The following is a 21,988-nucleotide window of genomic DNA, read 5'->3' on the forward strand; positions in this document are numbered from 1 at the left end:
ATAAACCTTATAATGGTTTGTTGGCAATTGCTTTTTCCCACTCCCACGCCGATGCCATCATGGTATCAACATTCAGCTCGGCTTTCCATTTCAGCACTTCTGATGATTTGGTTACATCTCCCCAAACCTGCTCCACATCGCCCTCGCGGCGCGGACCAATGCTCCATGCAAATTTAACGCCGGTGGTGCGCTCAAAAGCATTTACTATTTCCAGTACCGAAGTGCCTTTGCCGGTACCGATGTTAAATACATCATAACCTTTAAAGCCTTCATCTTCCATATATTTTAATGCGGCAACGTGTGCTTTAGCCAAGTCAACCACATGAATATAGTCGCGTATACAGCTACCATCAGGCGTATTGTAATCATCACCAAAAACGGTTACTTTTTCGCGTTTGCCAATGGCGGTTTGAGTAATAAACGGTACCAGGTTTTGTGGTACACCAATTGGCAACTCGCCAATTAAGGCCGACTCATGCGCACCAACAGGGTTAAAGTAGCGTAATGATACCACTTTATAGTTAGCGCCCGAAGCGATCATGTCTTGCAGTATTTCTTCTGCAATTTGCTTGGTGTTACCATAAGGTGATTGCGCAGCTTTTACAGGTGCATCTTCGGTTACAGGCAAATGATCGGGCTGACCATAAACGGTGCAGCTTGATGAGAACACAAAGTTTAAGGGCTTGCCATAGTACCCGTTTAACAGGTTAAGCAGTGAGTAAAAATTGTTACGGTAGTATTTCAACGGATGAGCAACCGATTCGCCCACGGCCTTAAAGGCCGCAAAGTGAATAATGCCACTAACATCGGCAATTGAAGTTGCCAGGTTTTTTACTGCAGCTTCATCACAAAGGTCTACCTGGTGAAATTGTGGTTTAAAACCCAGAATGGTAGTTAATTGATCTAAAATGCTGATGTGCGAGTTAGACAGATCATCAATTATGACAGGTTCGTAACCAGCCTGCACCAGTTCAACAACCGTATGCGAGCCTATAAAACCCAATCCACCGGTTACCAATATTTTTTTCATAGAAATACTTTTCGCAATTATAATTATTATTTATTGTATTGAGAGAACTCCTTGTGTTCAATGATGTACTAAGGCAATGCTTAAAGCACTCGTAAGTAATCTTTAAAACCTCCTGGTGGTTTAACTCCACCTACCAGTTAAAATAGTTTTGGCTTTAGCCATGTCAAATAATTCTTACTCAGGATTATTAGGGCAGTTACCATTAAACCATGAACCATTACCAAAAAACTAAAGAGCATTTTAAGCATGTAATTAATTATGTTGCTGGTTAAATTGTTACTTTTACAGTCAACGAATATAATACTTATAACACGGATGCTTATTATCTACAATATTAGCATTAAATTATATTATCTGCTTGCCATTATTGCATCTAACTTTAGTGCCAAAGCTAAAGCATGGGTAAACGGACGCCGCACCCAAAAGGTTACACCGCTACCTAAAAGTATATGGTTCCATTTTGCTTCGTTAGGTGAGTTTGAGCAAGGCAGGCCGGTTTTAGAGCAAGCCAAACTTAAGTACCCCGATCATAAAATAGTAATAACATTCTTTTCGCCATCGGGCTACGAGATACGTAAGAATACCGTTTTTGCCGATACAGTGTACTATTTGCCATTAGATAGCGCCAAGAATGCCCGGCAATTTATTGAAGCCATAAAGCCATCGATAGTTGTTTTTACCAAGTACGAGTATTGGTACCATTATTTTAACGAGCTGCATAAACGGCAAATACCGCTTTACGTTATATCGGCCATATTTAGGCCTAATCAAATATTTTTTAAATGGTATGGTGGCCTTCACCGCAAAATTTTGAGCAAGGTTACCCGCTTTTTTGTGCAGGATGAGGCTTCAAAGGATCTGCTCAAAACCATAGGTGTTAACAACGTATTGATAAGCGGAGATACCCGTTTTGATCGGGTGTTTACGAATGCCAAATCTCCAAAGGCTTTGCCACTTATTGAAACTTTTATTGAAGATCAAAAGGTTTTTATAGCAGGTAGCACCTGGCCGCCTGATGAAGACCTGATCATTCCGCTGATTGAGCGCCACCCCGACTGGAAATTTATATTTGCCCCACACGAGATAGGGGAGGATAAAATATTACGGCTCACTAATGCTATTCCACAGAGTAAAATTATGCGTTTCTCGGAGTTTCCGCGCATGACTGATATTTCGGGTTACCAGGTTTTGGTCATCGATAATATCGGGATGCTTTCATCTCTTTATCAATACGGCAACATGGCTTACATTGGCGGTGGTTTTGGCGTTGGCATTCACAACACGCTCGAAGCTGCGGCGTTTGGTATCCCGGTAATATTTGGCCCCAACTACGAGCGATTTAAAGAAGCACGAGATTTAATCAGCCTGCGAGGCGGTTTCAGCATTAGCAATGCCGAAGAGCTAAAAAAGCTAACCGATAAGCTGGTGTTTGATAATGAGTTTCGCGAAGCTACCGGCCATATTTGCAGCGATTATGTTAACAAAAGCAAAGGTGCTACCGAGCTAATTATGACTACGCTGTTGCGCTAAATATTTAATCTATACTTTGGGTAGATTATTTATATTTGAGGTACAATAACCCCACTTGTCATATTCTACTTTGTCTACTGATACCTTTAACAAGCATATTGCCGAACTTGCCCGGCTGTCAAACACTCTTCCCGGGGTAGTAATTATTCATAAACTCGATGGCTCGGTGGTGTGGATGTCTGAACGTGGACTTGCCCTGCTGGGTATTACGCAAGAGGAAGCCACCCAACTTTCATCGGCCGAATACTACAACAAGTTTTTTAACGGAGAAGATGCCAAAGATTATGTGCCCAAGATATTAACTATGTTGGAGCATAATAATGATGATGAGTTTTGCACCTACTTTCAGCAGGTACGATATAAGGGGCAAGCAGATTATACCTGGCATATGAGCAGCGTTAAAATATGGATGCGCGATGCTGCAGGCGCACCACTTTACACCATTACTATGGCCTTCCCTGTAGAGGCTATGCACCACATGAAGGCCAAGGCCGAGCGCCTCTTGCAGGAAAATAATTTTTTGCGGCAGAATATTAATAAGTATGCATCATTAAGTCAGCGCGAACGCGACATACTGAAATATATGGCAGAAGGTAAAAGTTCGGGCGATACAGCAGCCGAGCTATTCATCTCATTCAATACAGTTGAAACACACCGTAAAAACATTAAAAGAAAGTTGGGCACCAACTCTTTTTACGAATTAAGCCAATATGCCCGCGCCTTTGACCTGATATAGTGTTTTTAATCTGCCAGCAGTTTTGCTACCACTTGCGGCACACCTATAGTTGCCTTCGCTTCAATTTTATGCACCAAAGCACTCTCGCGTACTTTCGGTATGTTAGGGTCTATGATGTATTTGGGAGAGTAATTGGGTACATAATTAATGAGCCCGGCTGCCGGGTATACTGCCAGTGAAGTACCGATCAGCATAAAAATATCAGCCTCTGAACATAGCTTTGCTGCAGTTTCTATCATGGGCACGTCCTCGCCAAACCAAACCACATGCGGGCGAAGCTGTGACCCCAATTCGCACAACTGACCAAATTTAAGTTCCCAGCCATCAATGGGGTAGGTTAAGGTTGGATCAATATCTGATTGCGACCGTATAATTACACCATGTAAGTGTTCCACCTTGCCTGATCCCGCCCGCTCGTGTAAATCATCAATGTTTTGGGTAATAATGGTTACATCGTACTTGTTTTCCAACTCAACCAGCGCATGATGGGCTGCATTAGGCTGGGCTTCCAAAACCGACTTTCGGCGCATGTTGTAAAACTCCTGTACCAACGCCGGATTTTTTCGCCAACCTTGCGGTGTAGCTACCTCTTCAATATCGTAACCTTCCCACAATCCATCACTGTCGCGAAAAGTTTTTAAGCCGCTCTCGGCACTGATGCCGGCCCCGGTTAGGATGATAAGTTTTTTCATAGATAGGCTCAAAATAAAAAAAGCCCCTGCATAATGCAAGGGCTTTGAGTGATAAGGCTTAAGAAATACTTTTAATAAGGATTTATAAGCGGAATTTTAAAACTATTTAAATAGCGCAATATGCCATTAAACTCTCGGCTAATCAATCACCGGAAATGGGTATTTTGCTATTAATTGGCTTAAATCTTAGCTTTCTTTTCCTGTGCTTCCTCAATCTCATCGGCGTCGGGCCTTAACGGCTCCTGCTCCTTTACGGCCTCGGGTTCAAATTGCATATTTAGGTAAATAGGAAAATGGTCGGACCCGAAATTGTTAAGGCGCTTTATTTGTTTGAGTTTGAAATGCCTTGATGTGAAGGCATGATCTAACGGAAAGCGCATAAAAGGATGATGCGCATTAAATGAATTAAAAAATCCTCTTCCCCTGCGTGGGTCAAGCAGTCCGCTCATTTTTAAAAACAGTTCTGTTGTATGGCTCCAGGCCACATCATTAAGGTCGCCTGCTACTATTACGGGCAGGTTGCATGCCTTGGCTAAATCGGCGACCAGCAATAATTCTTTATCGCGTTCGGTTGAGCGTACGTTTTCGCCGGGCACGGGAGGGGTGGGGTGCACGGCATACAATTGCACCGGCTGCCCGCAAGGCAATATAACGCGGGTATGTATGGATGGAATGTCCTTTTCCACAAGATACTTTACCGAGGTGTCTTCAAGCTTTAATTTTGAATAAAGCAAAAGTCCATAAGTGTTTTCTAACGGCACCCGCACATGATAGGTGTAGTTCTCTTCCAGTTTGCGGGTTTGCTCATCCCAGTTTTTATTGGTTTCCAGGAGGATTACTACATCAGGGTCGGCTTTTGCTATTTCGGCAAGGCATCCTTCGTAGTTGTCGTTATCTTCTAACACATTGGTTATCATAAGGCTAATACTTTGCCCCGGCCTACTTTTACTAACGGCCAATACCTGCTTTTTACCAAAGGGGGTAAACGGCCATATAAGCGTGGTAAGAAAAATGGTGTTAACAGATAATGCAACGAGGAATACCAGATCAATAATACTATCTCTTTGGTAAAATATTATCCATAAACCGATGCCTGTTATGTTCAGCACCAGCTTTTGTAATCGCGGATAATCAAATACCCGGAATATCCAGTAATCATGCCTCACGAGAGGCAACAGCGTGAAAACAAATAACAGCGACGAGTAAATGATGTTAAATATATGCAAGGCGTAAACAGCTAATAGTAATTGTTAGTGCAGCTAATTAATGCACAACTGCAGGTTTTGTTTTGCCATAAATAAAAAGCGGGCAATATCACTAAGATAGCCCGCTTGAAAGTCATAATAAAATTAAAATTAGTTGGTACCTGCTTTAGGTGCTTCTTTACGGGGAAGCATTTCGGCACGTTGCGAGGTGTGGTATACAAATGATGCAACAATGGTGGCTGCCTGTTTTAAATCATCTTCAACCAAACGGTCGTAAGTGTCCTGGTTACTGTGGTGGGTACGGGTATTGTAGTCCATACCATCCTGAATAAACTGGAAGCCTGGGATGTTAACTGCATCGAAAGATTGGTGGTCGGTACCGCCGGTATTGCCAATGGTAACGGTGGTAGCACCTAAATCTTTAAAAGGTTCTAACCAGCTTTGAAAAATAGGACCAACACCCGCATTACCTTGCTGGTAAACACCGCGAATTTTACCGGTACCGTTATCTAAGTTGTAATAGGCCGATACTTTGGCTTGCTCGGCTTTTAATGAATCTTTTTTGCCAAAGTGGGCAGCCACATAACCACGCGAGCCAAACAGGCCCTGCTCTTCAGAACTCCACAAAGCAATTCGGATGGTACGTTTTGGTTTAAAGCCAATGGTTTTCAGGATGCGCATTGCCTCCATCATTACGGCGCTGCCTGCGGCGTTATCGGTGGCACCGGTACCGGCATGCCACGAGTCAAAGTGACCACCCAGCATTACCACCTGGTCTTTCAGTTTTTTATCGGTGCCGGCAATTTCAGCCACTACGTTATAACCTTGCAGGTCATCATTGTAAAACTGGGTTTGTACATCGGCTTCCATGCTAACTTTTTGACCGGCACGCAACAGGCGCACAATGCGTAAAAAGTCTTCGCCACTGGTCTCTAATTCAGGGAGGGCTGCTTTCGCAGTATCAGCGTATGATGCGCCGTTAGTGGTAAACACTGTACCATCGGTACCACGGCCCTGGCTCAATATTAAGGCTACGTTTTCTTGCTGAAAGAATGCACTAATGGCACCACGCATAGCCGCAGCTTTTGCACGGGCAGCCATAAACGTAGCCATTTGCGGGTTACCGCCACCGCGCTGACCGCCGCGGGCGCCGCCAGCAGGTTGAGGCGTAGCAGCAGCCATTTTTGCTAATTCTTCATCCGTATAGCGCGACAAGTCGGGGTTTTTGCTGCGTACTAATGCAGGGGCATTATTATCAATAATTACAATTTTACCAGCTAACTGGCCTTTATATTTTTGCAGGTCGGTTACGGTATCAACTTTTAGCAGGGTAACATCACCTTTGATGGCACCTTTGGTACTGCTGGTCCAGGCTTTAGGAATGGCAATAATGGCGTGATAGTAAGGAACGGTAATAGCCGCATAGTTTTTGTTTACCTGCCAGCCTTTACCAAATTTACCCCACGGCTCTAATTTAGCATTTACCAGTCCGTAGCTTTTTAACTCGTTGGCAGCCCAGTTTTGAGCTTTTTTTAAACCCGGAGATCCTGACAAACGCGGACCCGCCACATCAGTTAAATAAAAGGCAGTTTTCATTACTTGCGAATGATTCAGGCCTTCTTCGCGTATTTTTTTTACCGCTTCGGCATCAATAACTTCCTGCGCTAATGCAGAAAAGCCCATCCCAGCGGTTAAAAGTGAAAGGAGTAGAGTTTTTTTCATGTTTGCGTTAATTAGTTGAGAGTTTCTTTCAAAACTATCGATTTATAAAACCAAATTTTATTCTGATAGCTAAAATCTTCGTTACAATTGTAAGTTATTAGTGCTTATTTTAATACCAAGCAAGCATAAAGCTAACTAAATAGCTATAGGCCCGGTTATTTCTTCTGGAAACCGCGAGATTTAACATGGATATTTGCGTTTGCCCAATTACTTGCTTAACTTGCTGATCACCAATTTGTCGATCATGGAAAACCTGAACATTCCTGCCGGTTACCAGCGTATTATGCCGTACCTTATTGTAAAAGATGCCGCTGCGTTTTTTACGTTCATGCAAACCGTTTTTGGTGCCACCGAAAAAATGAAGGTGATGCGCGATGAGCATACTTACATGCACGCCGAAATGCAGATTGGTGATGCCACCATCATGTTTACTGATGCCACAGAGCAATTTCCTGCACAAAACGCCGGATTGTTTATTTACGTTGCCGATTGTGACGGCACCTACAAAAAAGCCACGGATAACGGAGCCAGTACCATTATGCCACCCGCTAATCAGGATTACGGCCGTAGCTGTGGTGTGTTGGATGCCTTTGGTAATACGTGGTGGATTACGCAGGCCGTATGATTAAGAAGAGTTATGTTTTAGCCGAATTATTATGGGTGGTTGCTGTTTTGCTTTTCTGTTGGGGATTTGCCATATGGCTAACACCAGCTACAGGCTTGTTTAATTTAGATATTGAGGTAACTGTTTACACTATTCCGTTTATTGTTAAGGGCTTTGGATTAATTGTTTTTCCGTTTATGTTACTGGGGATAGTTATATATTATGTGAAGGAAAGCTTTTATAGTTACCGACGGTTTTTACCCAATACCATATTGCTTTGCTTTAATTTTTTGCTGTTGCTACTGATTATAAGTGTGCCACTGTTAATCTCTTATTTCTTTAATTTCAAAGAGCAAGGTATCACCATTTATCCGCCTTTATCGGCATTGCCCAAGGCTAACAGTGCTGAAATGTTGCTTGTAAATTTGGCTAAGGCAGGATATATATTATATGGTATTTTGATAGGCCTAATGATAAGTCTTGTAATATCGGCATTGTTAACAAGGAGAGCATGGAGCTACCTGCCTTTGCACCAATGATAACGTGGGTAAATTGAGGCTCAAGTATTCCGCGTTTGCTCCATTATCATAGTCACGTATTCCTGAAACCACCTACCGCATAAACCAATGCATAAAACCGCAACTGCTGCATACAAAGCACATGGCGGTACTATCTGTCCACTCTAAATTAAAAAAGGTGCGGGTGGGTGAGTGCAGTTGTTCTCGGCGGGTATAAAAGGTTTCGTTTTCGCAAAAAGTGCAAATCAGTTGCTTATTATCTATTTGATAAGGTTTTGCTTCTTCGGCGCTAAATAAGCCCATATATTAAGTGGTTTAGTGTTTAGTAAATATAGTAAACCAATGCCACATCGTCACAACCTTATAACAAACAACTTAGCTTTGTAAAGTTTACATATACATAACACATTTGCCGCTAAATGCTGTTAAACTTGCAGCCATGAAACCACGCTGTGCATTTCCTGCTTTATGTATGAGAGAAGCCATCGTGTGTTCATCTCAACTCTTAATCATACCATTTTCATGAAAATAGGCATTGTATGCTATCCTACCTTTGGCGGTAGCGGTGTAGTGGCCACCGAACTGGGTAAGGCCCTGGCCGACCGCGGTCATCAGGTTCACTTTGTTACTTATAACCAGCCCGTACGGCTCGATTTTTTCTCCGAAAACTTATTTTACCATGAGGTTGCCGTAAGCAAGTACCCGCTTTTTGAGTACCCGCCTTATGAGTTGGCCCTGGCCAGCCGTTTGGTTGATGTGGTGCGCTTTGAAAAACTCGACGTGCTGCATGTGCATTATGCTATTCCGCATGCATCGGCCGCTTATATGGCTAAGCAAATACTGGCCACCTACGGCATCAACATACCATTTATTACCACGCTGCACGGTACCGATATAACCCTTGTGGGAAATGACCGTACTTACAAACCCGTGGTAACTTTTTCTATTAACCAAAGCGATGGCGTAACCTCGGTGTCTGAACATTTGAAACAAGACACCTACAAGTTCTTCGACATTGAAAAAGACATTAAGGTAATTACCAACTTTATTGATCTGAAACGCTTTAACCATACCCCTAAAGAACACTTCAAAAAAGCTATTGCCCCCGAGGGCGAAAAGATACTGGTACACACCTCCAACTTTAGGCGGGTAAAGCGCACTGCAGATGTGATCAGCATTTTTGCCAAGGTAAATGCGGTAATACCCTCCAAGCTTTTAATGGTAGGCGATGGGCAAGACCGCCCCGAGTGCGAACAAATGGCGCGCGATTTAGGCGTAAGCCATAACGTACGCTTTTTGGGTAAGCAGGATGCCGTAGAAGAAATTATGTCGGTATCTGATCTGTTCCTGATGCCATCACAATCTGAAAGCTTTGGTTTGGCAGCATTAGAAGCCATGGCATGCCATGTGCCGGTTATTAGTACCAATGCCGGTGGTTTGCCCGAACTTAACGTGGAAGGCTATACCGGCTTTTTACGCGATGTAGGTGATGTGGACGGTATGGCCGAGCGCGCGATCTATATTTTAGAAGACGAAGCCCGGTTACAACAGTTTAAAGAAAATGCCCTTACCCACGCCCGTAAGTTCGATTTGGCTAATATTTTACCCGAATACGAAAACTTTTACATGCAGGTAATTGAAAACAGTAAACGTGTTTAATTAAACCGTTCGTCAACATAACGGTCTGAGTTAATAATAAAGCGCAAAACCTGTACAAACAAGCGTGCCGGTTTTGTGTATTATTATACATTCAATAAACACTACAATGAAAAGAATATTTCAAATCGTTTTAACTGCCGTTGTTATAGGGCTAACCTTTGCGGCTTGTTCTACACAAAATGCAGCCACCGGCGTTCAAAACGTTGGTCGTGGTAAATTTACCGGCACCTGGACCGTAAGCCGGGTAAGCTATGAAGGATTGGTTGAAAACGCCGTATCGAGCGCGTTCGACGAGGCCAAACCATCGGCCTTTGTAGGCAGTACCTGGAAACTGACCAACAGCGGTAATGGCATGTACACGCTGAGCAGTGGTGTATCGCAAACCATTTTCTGGTCGGTAAACAATACCGGCGCTAACGGACAAATGTTCCAGTTCAAAAAAATATTTGAGGGCGACAAAGCCAAAAACGTGCAACAAGGCTACCAGTTACTGGTAAGCAGCAACGATGGCAGCAAAATGGTGCTTAAAACCCCGGTTGCCATTGGCAACAGCACCGGCTATGTGGTGTATAGCTTCAGCAAGCAATAAGATAGTTTTTTTTCTTTTAATAAGGGAGCGCCGGTTAGTAATAGCCGGCGTTTTTTTGTGTGACATTTATTTTTGTGTCATTGCGAGGAGCGGAAAGGAAAAGAGCATTGGGGCGACGTGGCAATCTCAGCCAGGCAGGTATACAACCTTGCATGTGGAGATTGCCACGCTATCGCTCGCAATGGCACTGAAGGTTAGACACCTTACGGCATCCTCTTCAAACCTTCCCATTTCACCCTCCACTTCCCATCCTTAGGAAACCCCGGATTCATACCCTTACTACCATCCCAACCTGCACACATCATAGCTACTGCGGCTAACAAGCCACCGTTGCCGGGCAGGTACAGGCGCAGGCGATCGTCCTGATAGTTGTGTCCATTAATAAGGTATACGTTAGTATGGATGTTCATAAACAAGGCATCAACCGCCTTATCGGGTTTACCCAAACGGCCGGCTGTCATAGCTACCATCGGGAAATCCCAGCCCCAGGTGTCTTGCCAGTCCCAGGTGTTCCAAACCAGGTCAAATGTTTTATTCATTACGCCCATGTCGAGGCGTTTGTTGTAAGGTACCATACCTAAGGCACCCATTACCGATGGATGGTCGGTTTTGTACTTAAGATTGGTGTACGAGTCGGGAGCGCTTTCGGTAGCCAGGTAAACGCCATCAGCCTGTGGCAGGGCCGATAGTTTTTGCATCACCTCAGCATACTTTTTATTAGGCTGCATACCCAGGCGTTTGCGCCATTGCTGGGCTGTTTGGAGTGCCCAGTACCAATATTGAAGCTCGTAGGTTGGGTTAAATGTATCTTCGGCATTGTACCGTTCCTGTGCCGGTATAACGCCTTTACCTAAAATATAGCGGTTTTTATCCTTTTCATAATAAGGGAACGATGCCATGAAATCGGCCGTGGCCATTACGTTCTTTTTATAAGCGGCAAGCGTTTTGGCATTGGGGTGAGCACGGTAAGCCAGCTCGGCAAAGTAAATAAAGTGTGGCTGCTGCCAAATTAGTAGCGCACCTACCGATGATGGACTTTCGTTACCATCGGGGTCGGTCATTTTTTGCCAGCGGGCACCTTCGTAGCCCTGGCGTTGGGCAATTTTTACCGCATTATCATAAACATGGTCGTACCATTTCATGCCTTTTTCCAGTAGTTGCTCACGTCCCCAAAGGGCAAAGTGTATGCCGTGCCACCAGTGCATTTCAAGGTGGGGCTTGCCATACCAGCTGTTGTAAGTGAGACCAGTCTCTTGCGGAGGTTGCGAGCCTGCACATTGTATTTTAGTAAGGTATTGCGAGAGGATAACGCGACGCTCCAGTTCTTTGGCGCGTTTATCGGTACTGCCGCTAAAATCAATCGCACCACCGCTCATCCAAAACGCTTTCCAGTTTTGTATGCTGTTGGCATCAACCGCTGTAAAGGCGGCCAAGGTTGCTTGCTGGGTTTTGCTAAACAAACAGCTGAACTGTAAACTGCTGCCTCCTTTGGCTGATAACACAAAATCATGAGCTGCCGTGTTTGTAACGATAGCTGCACCGGTCCAGGCCAGTTCAGCATAGTAGGCATTGGTATCTAACTGGTGTTTAATAACTGCCATTTGCGCACCATTTTTAACTAACGATGAAGTATGCTTACTTGCATTTTTATAATTGGTAGCTACATCTGCCCATTCATTAGTAGGGAACGGGAAGCGCAAACGCACTTTTAACCGGCCTTGTTTCATCAGGTCCGATTGTATATTGAACGCCAGCAGATCCTGCTGCTGGTGCGAAACCGTGATTACTTTAACCGGCACACCATCAAACGTAAACGAACTGGTAATTTCTCCCGTCCATAAATTGAGGGTTTGAGTTATGTTTTTAATATCCGAAGGTTTGGCTTCACTACCATCCTTTTTGGTAAGCAATAGACCCAGGTTACCTAACTGCAAACGGTGCACATTTTGCCTGAACCAATCCGATGCCAACTTGCCACGCTCAGGCGTTTTTAGCTGTACCATGTAGCTCACCTTACGGCCATTAAGCATGTAATCCCTTAACGACTCCTCGGGTTTTAAATTCATGGTGTCTTTAAAACTGTGCCAGCCCCATTCTGATTGTGTGCCCAGCGGCACGCCTTTTTCGTATTTTTGCGGAAAGGTTTGCATGCCCGTAGCATCAACCGTGTAAGCAAATTTGCCATTGCCTACGGATAGCGACGACAATGAATCGATAGCCTTCACCACCACATTATGGCGTTTAACCAGCTGCTCGCGGTTAATACGCTGCGCATAGCCAGTTGAAGCCGCCACGCAACCCAGCGTAAATAAAATAATTTTAAGGTTCTTCATATTGGTTTTATTCTTGTGCTGCTCTTAAAAAGGGCAGTGTGTTTTGTTTTTCTGTTTACTGTCATGCTGAACTTGTTTCAGCATCCCACAGGCACCTCCTCCCCCTCACGTCATTGCGAGACAGCGGTGGATTGTGAAAGGGGCGTCGAAGCAATCTCTGCACTTGCTCGTCCTGCGCAGAGGTTGCTTCGTACCTCGCAATTACGAGAGGGTATTACCTCGCCAAACTATCTATCACGCCGTTGTCTGTGTCCTCACAAACAACAACCTACCTCACCAAACTAACCCCCATCAACCCAATCACCACATCGTTTGTAATGGTCTTTAACTCTAAACTCTTCAACTTCTTCGATGGGTCGAGCCACATATCCAGCACCGTGGCTGCACCACCGTCAATGCCCTTATTGCTGAAACCTTTTATGGTTGTAAAATCTTTAAAATCTAACGTAGCGGTGCCGGTTTTAAGGTAAACACGTAACGGTTTGGCAGCGCCGGGGTTAAAGGCAAAGCCATCGTTATCGTAATCCTGCTCAATAGGCCACCAGTTTTCGGGATTCCTTAATTCGAGTAACTGTTTACTGCCATCTTCATAAGTAATAGTCACCGTGCCGTTTACCAAACGGGTTTGCATAGGGTTGGTTGAACCGGCCATGAGCAAATAAGCATGCGATGCCGAACCGTTTAAAGGCACGTTCATACTACGAGGGTAATTATCCCATTGCGAGGTAAAGGCAATGTTTTTACCCGCGCTGCCCGGTGTTGCAAAGTTGATATGTTGTTGTAATTCGAGCAGGTTTTTATTGCCTGCTGCCTTGCGTAAACCACTATCATCAATATGTGCAGTAGTTAGCGGGTAGCACCAGTTGCCAATACCCTGCGTAGGCAGTTGCAGCGTTACACTTTTCGGCCGTGGCGAAAGGTATTGATTGGTGTAAATATGCGTAACCTCGTCGTTAAAGCGTGCCGACAGGTCAACCGGCTGCATAGCCTGACCGGTGTTCACCCGCCAGTTGATGATAGCTGTATCAATCACTTTACCTCCGTATTGCAGGCGTATATGATTACTGCCTGGCATTAAATGCTGTGCAGATACGGTTATTGGGGCCGATGTGCCTTTGGCGTCAACTTGTACGGTTTGCGTATAGGTCGATTTTAGTTCGGGATTAACCTGAACCTGAACAGCGCCCTCAGCCGCGTGGTTTATTACGGCAAACTTAATTTGATCAGCAGCTTGTTCTACATCAAATTTAAGCTCAACAGGCGAAGCGTGAACCAACACGTTAAGCGGTTGCCACCAGATTAAGGCACCTTGTTTAAGCTGAACAAACGCGGTGTGATTGCCGGTAATGGGCTTCAGCGTATAATTAAGCTGATTGGCTTTAAACGAGTGTGAGGCGAAAATACCTTGCGGGTCGTTTACCTTTAAAACACTGGCTTTGCCAAAAGATTGGTTGTAAGCCTGTCCCGCTATCCCTTCGGTTTCGGGTGTTGCTGCAATGATGGCTTCGGTACCCCAAACCAATTTAATTACGTATTGCTTTTGTGTTCCGGCGGCAATTTGGATAACCGGGTTACCCACTGCCGATGTTTGGCATGTCCATTTAACGGGTTTACCGTTTACTGTAACCTGTTTAACTTGTGCTGCTCGTGCGTTCAGTTCAAAATTTAAAGAGACGGTTTTTGGTAATGATGAACTGATGGTATAACTATCGGAATTACCGGTTCGCTTAAAATCAAAGCTCATATCGGGCACCTTAAGCGATGCATAAGCCCACCCGGCCGGTAAGCCGGGTTTAATGATAAGGCGGCTGTTGAGCATGTCGGGTTTTACGCCAAACAGGCCTTCAACCAGCGTGCGGGCGGTTATACCAATGGGGTCGCCAAAATCGCGATACAACTCGCCGCGTATGGCATCGTAGAAAGATAATTGCTGAAAATTACCCGGACTTGCGCCCAAATACATACTTTCGAGCAAAGTGCTTTTCCAAAGTTTATAGGCTTCTTCGGCACGGCCGCCCTGCCAGTAGGCCAAGGTGGTGTGCATGTTTTCGGCCATAGCCACATTATTGAGCGACCACGTGTAAGGCAGCCAATTGGTGGTAGACAGGAGGTAGTTATTTCCGGTTAAGCCTTTAGCCACAACAGGGATGTGCGGAATTTCGGTATCCACATATCTTAAGCTTTGGTAGGCCTGCATGGCATCGGGTATACCCTCGTCAATGGCATGGTAAATAGTCCACAACCCCGGCGAGGTATGCAGCAGTTTGTTTCCCAGCAAATCTTTAAATTCGGCATACGTGCCTTTGCCCGGCATCCATAGGTTTTTGGCAATAGCGGTTTTTATTTTTTCTGCCTCTTGCTTGTAGGGCGTGGCATCGTCGCCCGCTATTTGCGCCAGCTGGGCGGCAACAAAGTTAGCACGGTAATTATAGGCTGATGAATGCGTTACGCCACCGCCGCTGTATTGGAGGGCATCGCTGGCCCAAATGCAGCAGTAGGCATCGTAAAGGCCATCGCCATCGTGGTCGTAATTACGTTTTTCCCAAACGAGGTGACGTTTAATGGTAGGCCAGAGTTTTTTAACACTCGCTATGTCGCCCGTCCAGTAAAAGTGGGTGAGCATCTGATCAACAAAAACCAGGTTCATGTCATAATGGTGCGGCCGAATATCTCCGCCCGGATTACGTGCAATATATCCGCTGCTGAACATAGAATTACCCAGTTTTTCCTGCTGACGTGCCAGGTGCAGGGCGGTATCGGCAATCACAGGGCCGCTTTCGGGGTTAATAATTTGCGATAGGGCATAGCTACTGAAATGCTGCCATGCCCTATCATGCCATCCCAGCGGATCGGCCACGTAAGCACCGCGCCAGGCCGGTAAACGCATGCGCCAGGCCACTGCACCGTGCATGTATGAGGGCGCTTCCCATATGGCATCGGCAGCTACGGCAAGCGCTCCGCCCAAAGTATTAATGTATGGATCGGGCGTATTAAGCTGTACGCGCGAGGTTAGTTTTATACGTGCGGCTTCGGCCTTATTGGCTTCGGCAGCAAGTTGGGAATAGGATTTATCTAAACTTCCCCTGCCTATCATCCAGTATAAAGGCTTGGCCGTATCTTTAATTAAGCCGCATACCAATGGCTTGCCGGTGGAGGTTGAGTTATACAATTCCAAAGGTGCGCTTTGTTTATCGGCATCCGCTTGCTTTACAGCTACCGATGCAGGGTATACGCCTGTAATGCTGTTTTTAGAAACTTCGGCTTTGTTCTCCTTGATCGGGCTTTGTTCGTTTTCATACCGCGAAGCCTCAGTGGTTGCCTTTGCGGTAAAATCAAGCACAAAGGTTCCTGTTTTAAGCTGATAGCGGTTGTTAACGCAATATTCGGGTTTGAGATAAAAGGACGATTCCGGGTCGGCACCTATGTCGCCATCGCGCGAGAATTTTTTGCCCGTAGCACCGCCGTATGCCCATAAAAGCTGCACATCACCTGCGTTTTTCATCTCGGCTTTTAATATCAGGGTTTCGCTATTGGCCCCGGCCAGCACCTGTAAGTTGATGGTGCCTGCGCCCAGCATAGGGTCGGTGATGGTATATAGCATGGAACCCGGACGATACCTTGCTTCAATGTGTTGGGCATTGATGAGCCACTTGCTTTCGGTGCCTTTAATGAGGCCAAGTTTGAGATTGCCCCCCATGCCGGGCAGGTACAGGGCAAATTCAGGTAAATCCCCGGCCTCTATCCTAAACGCCGTGTTGGTTCCGTAAATGGCGCGGTTAAAGCGGCGGGTTCCGTTTTTAATCACAAAGTCTTGTCCGCTGGGTTGGTAACGTATGGTACGCTCTATGTTATGCCAGGGTTTTGCAGGAGTTTGCGCTTTAGTTTGCTGCGCCAAACAGCATAAACTGATAGGCGCGAGCCATAACGCCAGCGATTTGGGTAGCAATTTATTAAATATCACAGATAGAAACATGTATAGTTATTACGTTTTTAAGTAATGACTACGCTGCTTAATTGGTTTGCGCTAAGGTGGCTAAACTGAGGGTTAAATCAAAATTAATTGTGGAGGAGCAGGATAGATAAGGATGGAGGATGTGCAAAGTTGGTTAGGCATGGCGTCTACCGCTCATTGCCGCGGGGGCTATTTCTTTTGTCATAGCCACAAAAGAAACAAAAAGGCCTATTCATCGCAATCCCTCCCCACGCACGGGCAGCTCCCGGCCGGGTGCGCTGAATGCCCTGCGCTCCTTTTAGCTTCAATCAATTCTGTAAATTCTTTAATTCTGACCAATTCCAGTTCAGACAATTTCTCTGCCGTCGTCTCCCAGCTTCGGGGCGAAAGCGGGGCAGCACATGATGGCCTGTGCGGTAGGAAAGGGCCTTTTAGATTTTGCTGAAGGGGTGGCTTTTAGGGAACGAAGTTGGGCAAAAGATAAAAAGCCCGTGGTGCTGTCCTGTTTTGCAGCGTGGGGACTGTGCGACAAACGAAGCATTGTGGAGGTGACTTGATTTTTTGCTACCTTTTGTATCAAGACAAAAGTAGTAGCCCTCACGGCAATGAGCGGTATAAAAGCGATAAACTAACCGATAATATAGGCATTTACCACGCATTTCTTCGCCAGAAAACTCGGTAATTACTCCGAACAAGATTTCTCTCTATCGTTCGAAATGACAGCGGGGGATAAATGCAAAAAAGGCCGCTATTGTTATAGCGGCCTTCCTTATATTAATCAGTAATATTAAAACTGGTCTTTATGTGATTCTACGATCTCTTTCAGGAAGTTGTAAAACGGTTTGGCAAACTCCTTACGGCGCAGGGCAAACTCCACGTTAGTTTTCAGGAAATCGAGTTTGTTACCAATGTCGTAACGTTTACCTTCGATGGTGTGGGCATACATGCTTTCACTTTTCAGCAGGTTTACCATGGCATCGGTTAATTGTACCTCGTTGTTTTTTCCCGGAGGAGTTTTTTCAAGCGCGGTGTAAATTTCGGGCGTTAATACATACCTGCCGGCAATGGCCAGGTTTGATGGGGCACTTTCGGTTGATGGTTTCTCGATCAATTGGTCAAGGCTCATCAGTGTGTCAGACAGCATGCTGCCGCCTACAATACCATAACGTGATACCTTATCGTGCGGAACAGTTTCTACCGCAATAACAGTACTTTGGTATTGCTCGTAAATGTCAATTAATTGCTGGGTAACGGGTATTACCGAGTTGATAATGGTATCGCCCAGTAAAACGGCAAATGGCTCATTACCGGTGTGGTGACGGGCATAGTAAATGGCATCGCCCAGTCCGCTAATTTCTTTTTGGCGGATGAAGTGTATATTGGCCATGTCTGAAAGGTGCATGATCTCGTCATACATCTTGTCTTCTTTTTCCAGCAGGCGCTCTTCTAACTCAGGGTGGCGGTCAAAATGGTCTTCGATAGAACGTTTGCCCTTGCCCGAAATAATCAAAATATCTTCGATACCCGAGTCTACAGCTTCCTGAACAACGTATTGGATGGTTGGGGTATCAATTATAGGAAGCATTTCTTTTGGAGATGCCTTGGTAGCGGGTAAAAATCGGGTACCTAAACCTGCCGCTGGTATTACTGCTTTTTTTACCATTTTATATAATGTAAGGTTTTATAACTCTTGCGTTTAATTTTTTAAGACTGTATACCAGTTTCTTCAGCATTTCATCGTCTTGGTATGTACCAATAATTGCACCACCCGACCCGGTGAACGATGCTGATGCACCACAGTTGCGTGCTGTATTGATAAGTTCCATGTTGCTTTCGCTAATGGTCATGATTTTGCAACGGTTGTCAAAGTTGGCATTAATTAATTCGCCAAGCAAATTGTAATCTTGCGCTTCTATGGCTTTAATGCCTTCATCGGCCAGGCTGGCTATGGTTTGCAGGGTGGCTATAGTATGTTCATCCCCTTTGTCGTATTTAGCGCGAATTTCGTTCAGCACCTTGCCCGATACTTTGCCCAACTGGGTTTTATAAGCTAAATACAGTTTAGGCATTTTGTTAGGGTCCAGCGGGGTATAAACACCGTGGCCATGCTGTGCCATTTGGTCTTTGTTAAAGTCCATGTGTACAACACCTTCATAACATTGTATAACGCGGTCTTGCAAACCGGCGTTAATGCCCATTTCCTGGGTTTCGGCCTCTAAGGCAACGTTTGGCAGTATATGTAAAGGAATTTCAACCTGGTAAAACTGCATTAAGGCCTTAAGGGTAGCAATAATAATGGCACTTGAGCCAGCCATACCTACCTGGCGCGGTATGGTTGAATTATAGCGTATAGTAAAGTTTTTATTGGCCAGCCTGATGTTGTTAGTAATGCAGTAATCACAAAACTTTTTAATGGCCGCCTTAATAATGGGTATACCACCGTTATAGCCAATTAAAGCAGCAGTATCGCGCAGGTGATATATGTTGCGGAACGAATTGGCATCGGCTTCCTGCGGTTCAATAACCAACTCGGGCGATTGGAACAGTAAAATGTGAGCGCCAAAGTTTTTAATGCTCAGGCTTATGGTTTTGCCAAAATAGCCATCGCTTGGGTTACCAAGCAGGCCTGCCCTTGCATAGGCCCTTGAATCAATAATCATAGGTAATGTATTGTGTTATTGAATATGTTGTTTAAGTGTTTAATTGAAATTTATTATTATACAATTATAAAGCATTGGTGCAATATTTTCATTGTTTGCCTTAAATTGGTTATAAAAATATAATAATTATTATAAAGTTGTGAAAAAATGATACTTTATAAATTGATCGGTGTTATTGAATTTTGTAGGTTTTTATGCCGGCAACAGGTACGCCATTGCTGCCTATACCTTGCACAATAATACGTATTGTTGATTTACTATCACTATTATAAAAGCTAATATTGCTTTTTCCCGAATTGTTTACCGTTGCATTAGGCTGCCAGTATAAAGTAGGGCGGGCATCGGTGCGGTTATCGTTTTTTGATGGATTGTAAACCGGGCTGTAAAAGGTACGGGCCTCGTAATAACCGGTAATGTTGGCTTGGGTTGCGCCTACAGCCAGTTTGTTAAGCCCCTCGGGATTGAGGGTGATGTATATGGCAAACACAATACCTAAATCTTTACTGCTTTGAGTAGCGCGGCCGGCTGGGCTGGCTGCGGCAGTGGTTGCTGCCAGGCCTTCGGCATTTTCAACCATTAGGAGCGGGCCGCCAACCAGTTTTTTTATAACTACTTTTTTAACTGCCGAAATTGGTAACTCCAGGTAATGGTTCGACATCAGGTCTACCACATCCGGTGCATCATTATCGCTAAACGCGGCATCCTTATTATCAACTACTATGCGGGGGCGCACAAGTTTACCATCGGCTATGAAAACAAGATTGTTGCTATCATTAGTGCGAGCCTGGTTTGATTTTGCGAGGATGTAGTTGCGTAACGAGTTTAATTTCTCGTCTTCGGGCGTAACGGTTAGTACTTCGTCTTTATACCCCAAAGTGGTAACCATGCGGTCTACAAATTGTTGCCTGTTGGGCGTGCGCACTTCAACATCTTTTAGGCGGATGATGGTATCGCTCAGGCTACGCTGCCGAGCAAGGGCTACCTGTTTTATAAGCGAGGCTTTGGTTAGGGCCGGAAGTTGCGCCATAGCAGGTGTGTTATATAAAGTATTATTAGTAACGGGCAGGTGTTTGGCCGCTAATGAGTCGAGCGTTAGGCTGCCCAGTGGTTTGCCTTTAGCGTCTTTGGCGTTTAGTTTTACTTTTTGCTTGCCGAGTAATTGCAAATTGTCAAAAAAGTATTTACCCTGAGCATCGGTTTGTGCCCCAAATAATCTGCCGTTAATAGCGTTGGCAGCAATAAGGGTTACGTTGGCATTAGGGATGGGTACGTTCTTTTTATCGAGCACGGTACCCGAAAGACTAATGCCCTGCTCGGGGATGTAGGCTATGCGCAATGTAGTATCAGCAAGGCGTTTCCATATAAAATCGCGCCATCCCTGGGTTAGTAGTAGTATATCCAACTGTTTGTTATGTTGTACATTGGTAGTATCAAAATACCGGGCTGCATTTTTTATATCCCCCTTAAGTTCTGATTGCAGCATCAAGTAACTCAATATATTGCTCTCTTCAAGCGGGGAAATGGATGCATCAACCGCACTAACCGAAAGTTCTCCTTTTAAAGGCTGCCCCTTGGTATCGCTGAGTTGTATGTTTATTCCTACCTTTTCGCGGGTATTGTAAATCGGTTTGTTAAGGCTGAGTTTAAGTGTAGCTTTTTCGGTGCCGGTATTATATATAAGGCGTTCGCAGTTGGGTTTTTGCTCGCCATCATATAAAGTTATGGCTGCCAGCCCGCCGGGCATTTGCCAGGTAGGTATAACTACGGCTGCAGTATTTCCTTTAAGCTGAAAGCTTTGCTGAAAGGTTACCCGCCCAAAACTGCGGGCTTTAATAGATAAAGTTTGCTGCCCGTATGCGGCTACCGATTGTTCATTACAAGTAACTACTGCGTATAAGGATGTATCTTGTCTTACAATTTTTAAGGTAAGTCCGCTGTTTAATGCAGCGGGTAATGTGCTTTGTACGGGTTTACCTTTAATAAGGGTTTTAGCCTGGTAACTTTGCCCCTGTAAGGGTAGAAGTGTAAATATTCCCATCCCAAAACTGTCGGTAGTGTAATGGGCAACAGTATCGCCCGATGATGTATAAACAGCTCCGCGCACCGCATAGCCCTGTCCCGAGCTATCCTCGGCCTTTACAGCTACTATTGAGCCCAGCCCTGTAACCAGCGATCCTCCCTCGGGGAAAAATCGGACGATAAACTCACCTGCTTTTGTTACAGCGGGGGCTGATGGTTTGGTGCTTACAACAGTGAGTTTTTTTTCAAATATAAAGTTGTTGCCAAAATTGCGCATCCAGTTGGTGTAGGCACGCAGGCTGTAATTACCAGCGGCCAGCGAGTCGGGGAGTTTGAAATCACCATTGCCCAGGCCATTGTTTAGCGCAATCATTTCCTGGCCAATAATTTTATTATCGGGCGCAATTACTTCAACGTACAAGTTTTTGCTGGTGGCTACCAAATGATTGTCTTGCGCATTTAATAAATAAGCCTTAAACCATATATCATCGGCAGGAGTGTAAATCTGCCTGTCGGTATGAATGAATACTTTTTCAAAAAAAAGTTTAACCTGTTTTTGTGCAGGTGCGGTTTGTGCGTACACCGGTAATATATATATACATATCAAAAATGCATATACAATGCATAGAGCTGCTTTTTTCACGGGGCAAGAAGGTTTATAGTTACAGGAATGTATAATGGTTTACTGCATGCAATTTATGCAAGTTTTTAAATATTAAGCAATCATGCCATCCTGCTG

At 44.8% G+C, this 21,988-nt stretch carries 16 protein-coding genes; 6 read left to right on the top strand and 10 right to left on the bottom strand.

Annotated elements, in window-relative coordinates:
- Window positions 1–7: 7 nt before the first annotated feature.
- Window positions 8–1,030: a UDP-glucose 4-epimerase GalE gene (galE, locus tag QE417_RS15575; RefSeq protein ID WP_311951387.1), complete on the bottom strand. Its 1,023-nt coding sequence runs from the start codon at window positions 1,028–1,030 to the stop codon at window positions 8–10.
- A 315-nt stretch (window positions 1,031–1,345) separates the two neighbouring features.
- On the opposite strand from galE, the gene QE417_RS15580 reads away from it, so the two are divergent.
- Window positions 1,346–2,560 carry a 3-deoxy-D-manno-octulosonic acid transferase gene (locus QE417_RS15580; RefSeq protein ID WP_311951388.1) on the top strand — a complete coding sequence of 405 codons (1,215 nt, stop codon included), beginning with the start codon at window positions 1,346–1,348 and terminating at the stop codon, window positions 2,558–2,560.
- A gap of 55 nt (window positions 2,561–2,615) precedes the next feature.
- The gene (locus QE417_RS15585; RefSeq protein ID WP_311951389.1) at window positions 2,616–3,296 is read left to right on the top strand and encodes a response regulator transcription factor; all 681 of its coding nucleotides are present in this window, start codon (window positions 2,616–2,618) and stop codon (window positions 3,294–3,296) included.
- 5 nt (window positions 3,297–3,301) lie between these two features.
- Here QE417_RS15585 and QE417_RS15590 read toward each other — a convergent pair whose 3' ends face one another.
- The 3 genes from QE417_RS15590 to QE417_RS15600 all read right to left on the bottom strand — a co-directional run bounded on the left by QE417_RS15590 (window position 3,302) and on the right by QE417_RS15600 (window position 6,915).
- Window positions 3,302–3,988 carry an SIR2 family NAD-dependent protein deacylase gene (locus QE417_RS15590; protein WP_311951390.1) on the bottom strand — a complete coding sequence of 229 codons (687 nt, stop codon included), beginning with the start codon at window positions 3,986–3,988 and terminating at the stop codon, window positions 3,302–3,304.
- 179 nt (window positions 3,989–4,167) lie between these two features.
- Entirely contained in the window at window positions 4,168–5,214 is a 1,047-nt protein-coding gene (locus QE417_RS15595; protein ID WP_311951391.1) for an endonuclease/exonuclease/phosphatase family protein, read from the bottom strand.
- Between the two features lie 129 nt (window positions 5,215–5,343).
- The gene (locus QE417_RS15600; RefSeq protein WP_311951392.1) at window positions 5,344–6,915 is read right to left on the bottom strand and encodes a M28 family metallopeptidase; all 1,572 of its coding nucleotides are present in this window, start codon (window positions 6,913–6,915) and stop codon (window positions 5,344–5,346) included.
- A gap of 244 nt (window positions 6,916–7,159) precedes the next feature.
- On the opposite strand from QE417_RS15600, the gene QE417_RS15605 reads away from it, so the two are divergent.
- Together QE417_RS15605 and QE417_RS15610 are read left to right on the top strand one after the other, a co-directional pair.
- Complete coding sequence (locus QE417_RS15605) at window positions 7,160–7,540, top strand: VOC family protein (protein WP_311951393.1); 381 nt, start codon at window positions 7,160–7,162, stop codon at window positions 7,538–7,540.
- The gene (locus QE417_RS15610; protein ID WP_311951394.1) at window positions 7,537–8,058 is read left to right on the top strand and encodes a hypothetical protein; all 522 of its coding nucleotides are present in this window, start codon (window positions 7,537–7,539) and stop codon (window positions 8,056–8,058) included. The genes QE417_RS15605 and QE417_RS15610 overlap by 4 nt, the downstream gene beginning before the upstream one ends.
- 72 nt (window positions 8,059–8,130) lie before the next feature.
- On the opposite strand, the gene QE417_RS15615 is transcribed toward QE417_RS15610, so the two are convergent.
- Window positions 8,131–8,340, bottom strand: a complete 210-nt coding sequence (locus QE417_RS15615; RefSeq protein ID WP_311951395.1) for a hypothetical protein — start codon at window positions 8,338–8,340, stop codon at window positions 8,131–8,133.
- Between the two features lie 219 nt (window positions 8,341–8,559).
- On the opposite strand from QE417_RS15615, the gene bshA reads away from it, so the two are divergent.
- The gene (gene bshA, locus QE417_RS15620) at window positions 8,560–9,696 is read left to right on the top strand and encodes an N-acetyl-alpha-D-glucosaminyl L-malate synthase BshA (protein ID WP_311951396.1); all 1,137 of its coding nucleotides are present in this window, start codon (window positions 8,560–8,562) and stop codon (window positions 9,694–9,696) included.
- A gap of 106 nt (window positions 9,697–9,802) precedes the next feature.
- Window positions 9,803–10,285: a hypothetical protein gene (locus tag QE417_RS15625; RefSeq protein ID WP_311951397.1), complete on the top strand. Its 483-nt coding sequence runs from the start codon at window positions 9,803–9,805 to the stop codon at window positions 10,283–10,285.
- A 203-nt stretch (window positions 10,286–10,488) separates the two neighbouring features.
- Here QE417_RS15625 and QE417_RS15630 read toward each other — a convergent pair whose 3' ends face one another.
- From QE417_RS15630 to QE417_RS15650, 5 genes are all read right to left on the bottom strand, one after another.
- Window positions 10,489–12,618: a hypothetical protein gene (locus tag QE417_RS15630; RefSeq protein WP_311951398.1), complete on the bottom strand. Its 2,130-nt coding sequence runs from the start codon at window positions 12,616–12,618 to the stop codon at window positions 10,489–10,491.
- A gap of 268 nt (window positions 12,619–12,886) precedes the next feature.
- Complete coding sequence (locus QE417_RS15635; RefSeq protein ID WP_311951399.1) at window positions 12,887–16,591, bottom strand: DUF4450 domain-containing protein; 3,705 nt, start codon at window positions 16,589–16,591, stop codon at window positions 12,887–12,889.
- Between the two features lie 766 nt (window positions 16,592–17,357).
- Complete coding sequence (gene galU, locus QE417_RS15640; protein ID WP_311951400.1) at window positions 17,358–18,233, bottom strand: UTP--glucose-1-phosphate uridylyltransferase GalU; 876 nt, start codon at window positions 18,231–18,233, stop codon at window positions 17,358–17,360.
- Between the two features lies 1 nt (window position 18,234).
- Window positions 18,235–19,230, bottom strand: a complete 996-nt coding sequence (locus tag QE417_RS15645; RefSeq protein WP_311951401.1) for a mevalonate kinase family protein — start codon at window positions 19,228–19,230, stop codon at window positions 18,235–18,237.
- Between the two features lie 172 nt (window positions 19,231–19,402).
- On the bottom strand, window positions 19,403–21,892 hold the full coding sequence (locus QE417_RS15650; RefSeq protein ID WP_311951402.1) for a carboxypeptidase-like regulatory domain-containing protein: 2,490 nt from the start codon (window positions 21,890–21,892) through the stop codon (window positions 19,403–19,405).
- Window positions 21,893–21,988: the final 96 nt, after the last annotated feature.

The sequence above is a fragment of the Mucilaginibacter terrae genome (assembly GCF_031951985.1).
GTDB lineage: Bacteria > Bacteroidota > Bacteroidia > Sphingobacteriales > Sphingobacteriaceae > Mucilaginibacter > Mucilaginibacter terrae_A.

Bases quoted from the DNA above. Each gene is read 5' to 3' on its own strand.
- QE417_RS15615 (WP_311951395.1), bottom strand. From the start codon at position 8,340: ATGGGCTTATTTAGCGCCGAAGAAGCAAAACCTTATCAAATAGATAAT.
- galU (WP_311951400.1), bottom strand. From the start codon at position 18,233: ATGGTAAAAAAAGCAGTAATACCAGCGGCAGGTTTAGGTACCCGATTT.
- QE417_RS15630 (WP_311951398.1), bottom strand. From the start codon at position 12,618: ATGAAGAACCTTAAAATTATTTTATTTACGCTGGGTTGCGTGGCGGCT.
- galE (WP_311951387.1), bottom strand. From the start codon at position 1,030: ATGAAAAAAATATTGGTAACCGGTGGATTGGGTTTTATAGGCTCGCAT.
- QE417_RS15590 (WP_311951390.1), bottom strand. From the start codon at position 3,988: ATGAAAAAACTTATCATCCTAACCGGGGCCGGCATCAGTGCCGAGAGC.
- QE417_RS15600 (WP_311951392.1), bottom strand. From the start codon at position 6,915: ATGAAAAAAACTCTACTCCTTTCACTTTTAACCGCTGGGATGGGCTTT.
- QE417_RS15605 (WP_311951393.1), top strand. From the start codon at position 7,160: ATGGAAAACCTGAACATTCCTGCCGGTTACCAGCGTATTATGCCGTAC.
- QE417_RS15610 (WP_311951394.1), top strand. From the start codon at position 7,537: ATGATTAAGAAGAGTTATGTTTTAGCCGAATTATTATGGGTGGTTGCT.
- QE417_RS15635 (WP_311951399.1), bottom strand. From the start codon at position 16,591: ATGTTTCTATCTGTGATATTTAATAAATTGCTACCCAAATCGCTGGCG.
- bshA (WP_311951396.1), top strand. From the start codon at position 8,560: ATGAAAATAGGCATTGTATGCTATCCTACCTTTGGCGGTAGCGGTGTA.
- QE417_RS15625 (WP_311951397.1), top strand. From the start codon at position 9,803: ATGAAAAGAATATTTCAAATCGTTTTAACTGCCGTTGTTATAGGGCTA.
- QE417_RS15580 (WP_311951388.1), top strand. From the start codon at position 1,346: ATGCTTATTATCTACAATATTAGCATTAAATTATATTATCTGCTTGCC.
- QE417_RS15645 (WP_311951401.1), bottom strand. From the start codon at position 19,230: ATGATTATTGATTCAAGGGCCTATGCAAGGGCAGGCCTGCTTGGTAAC.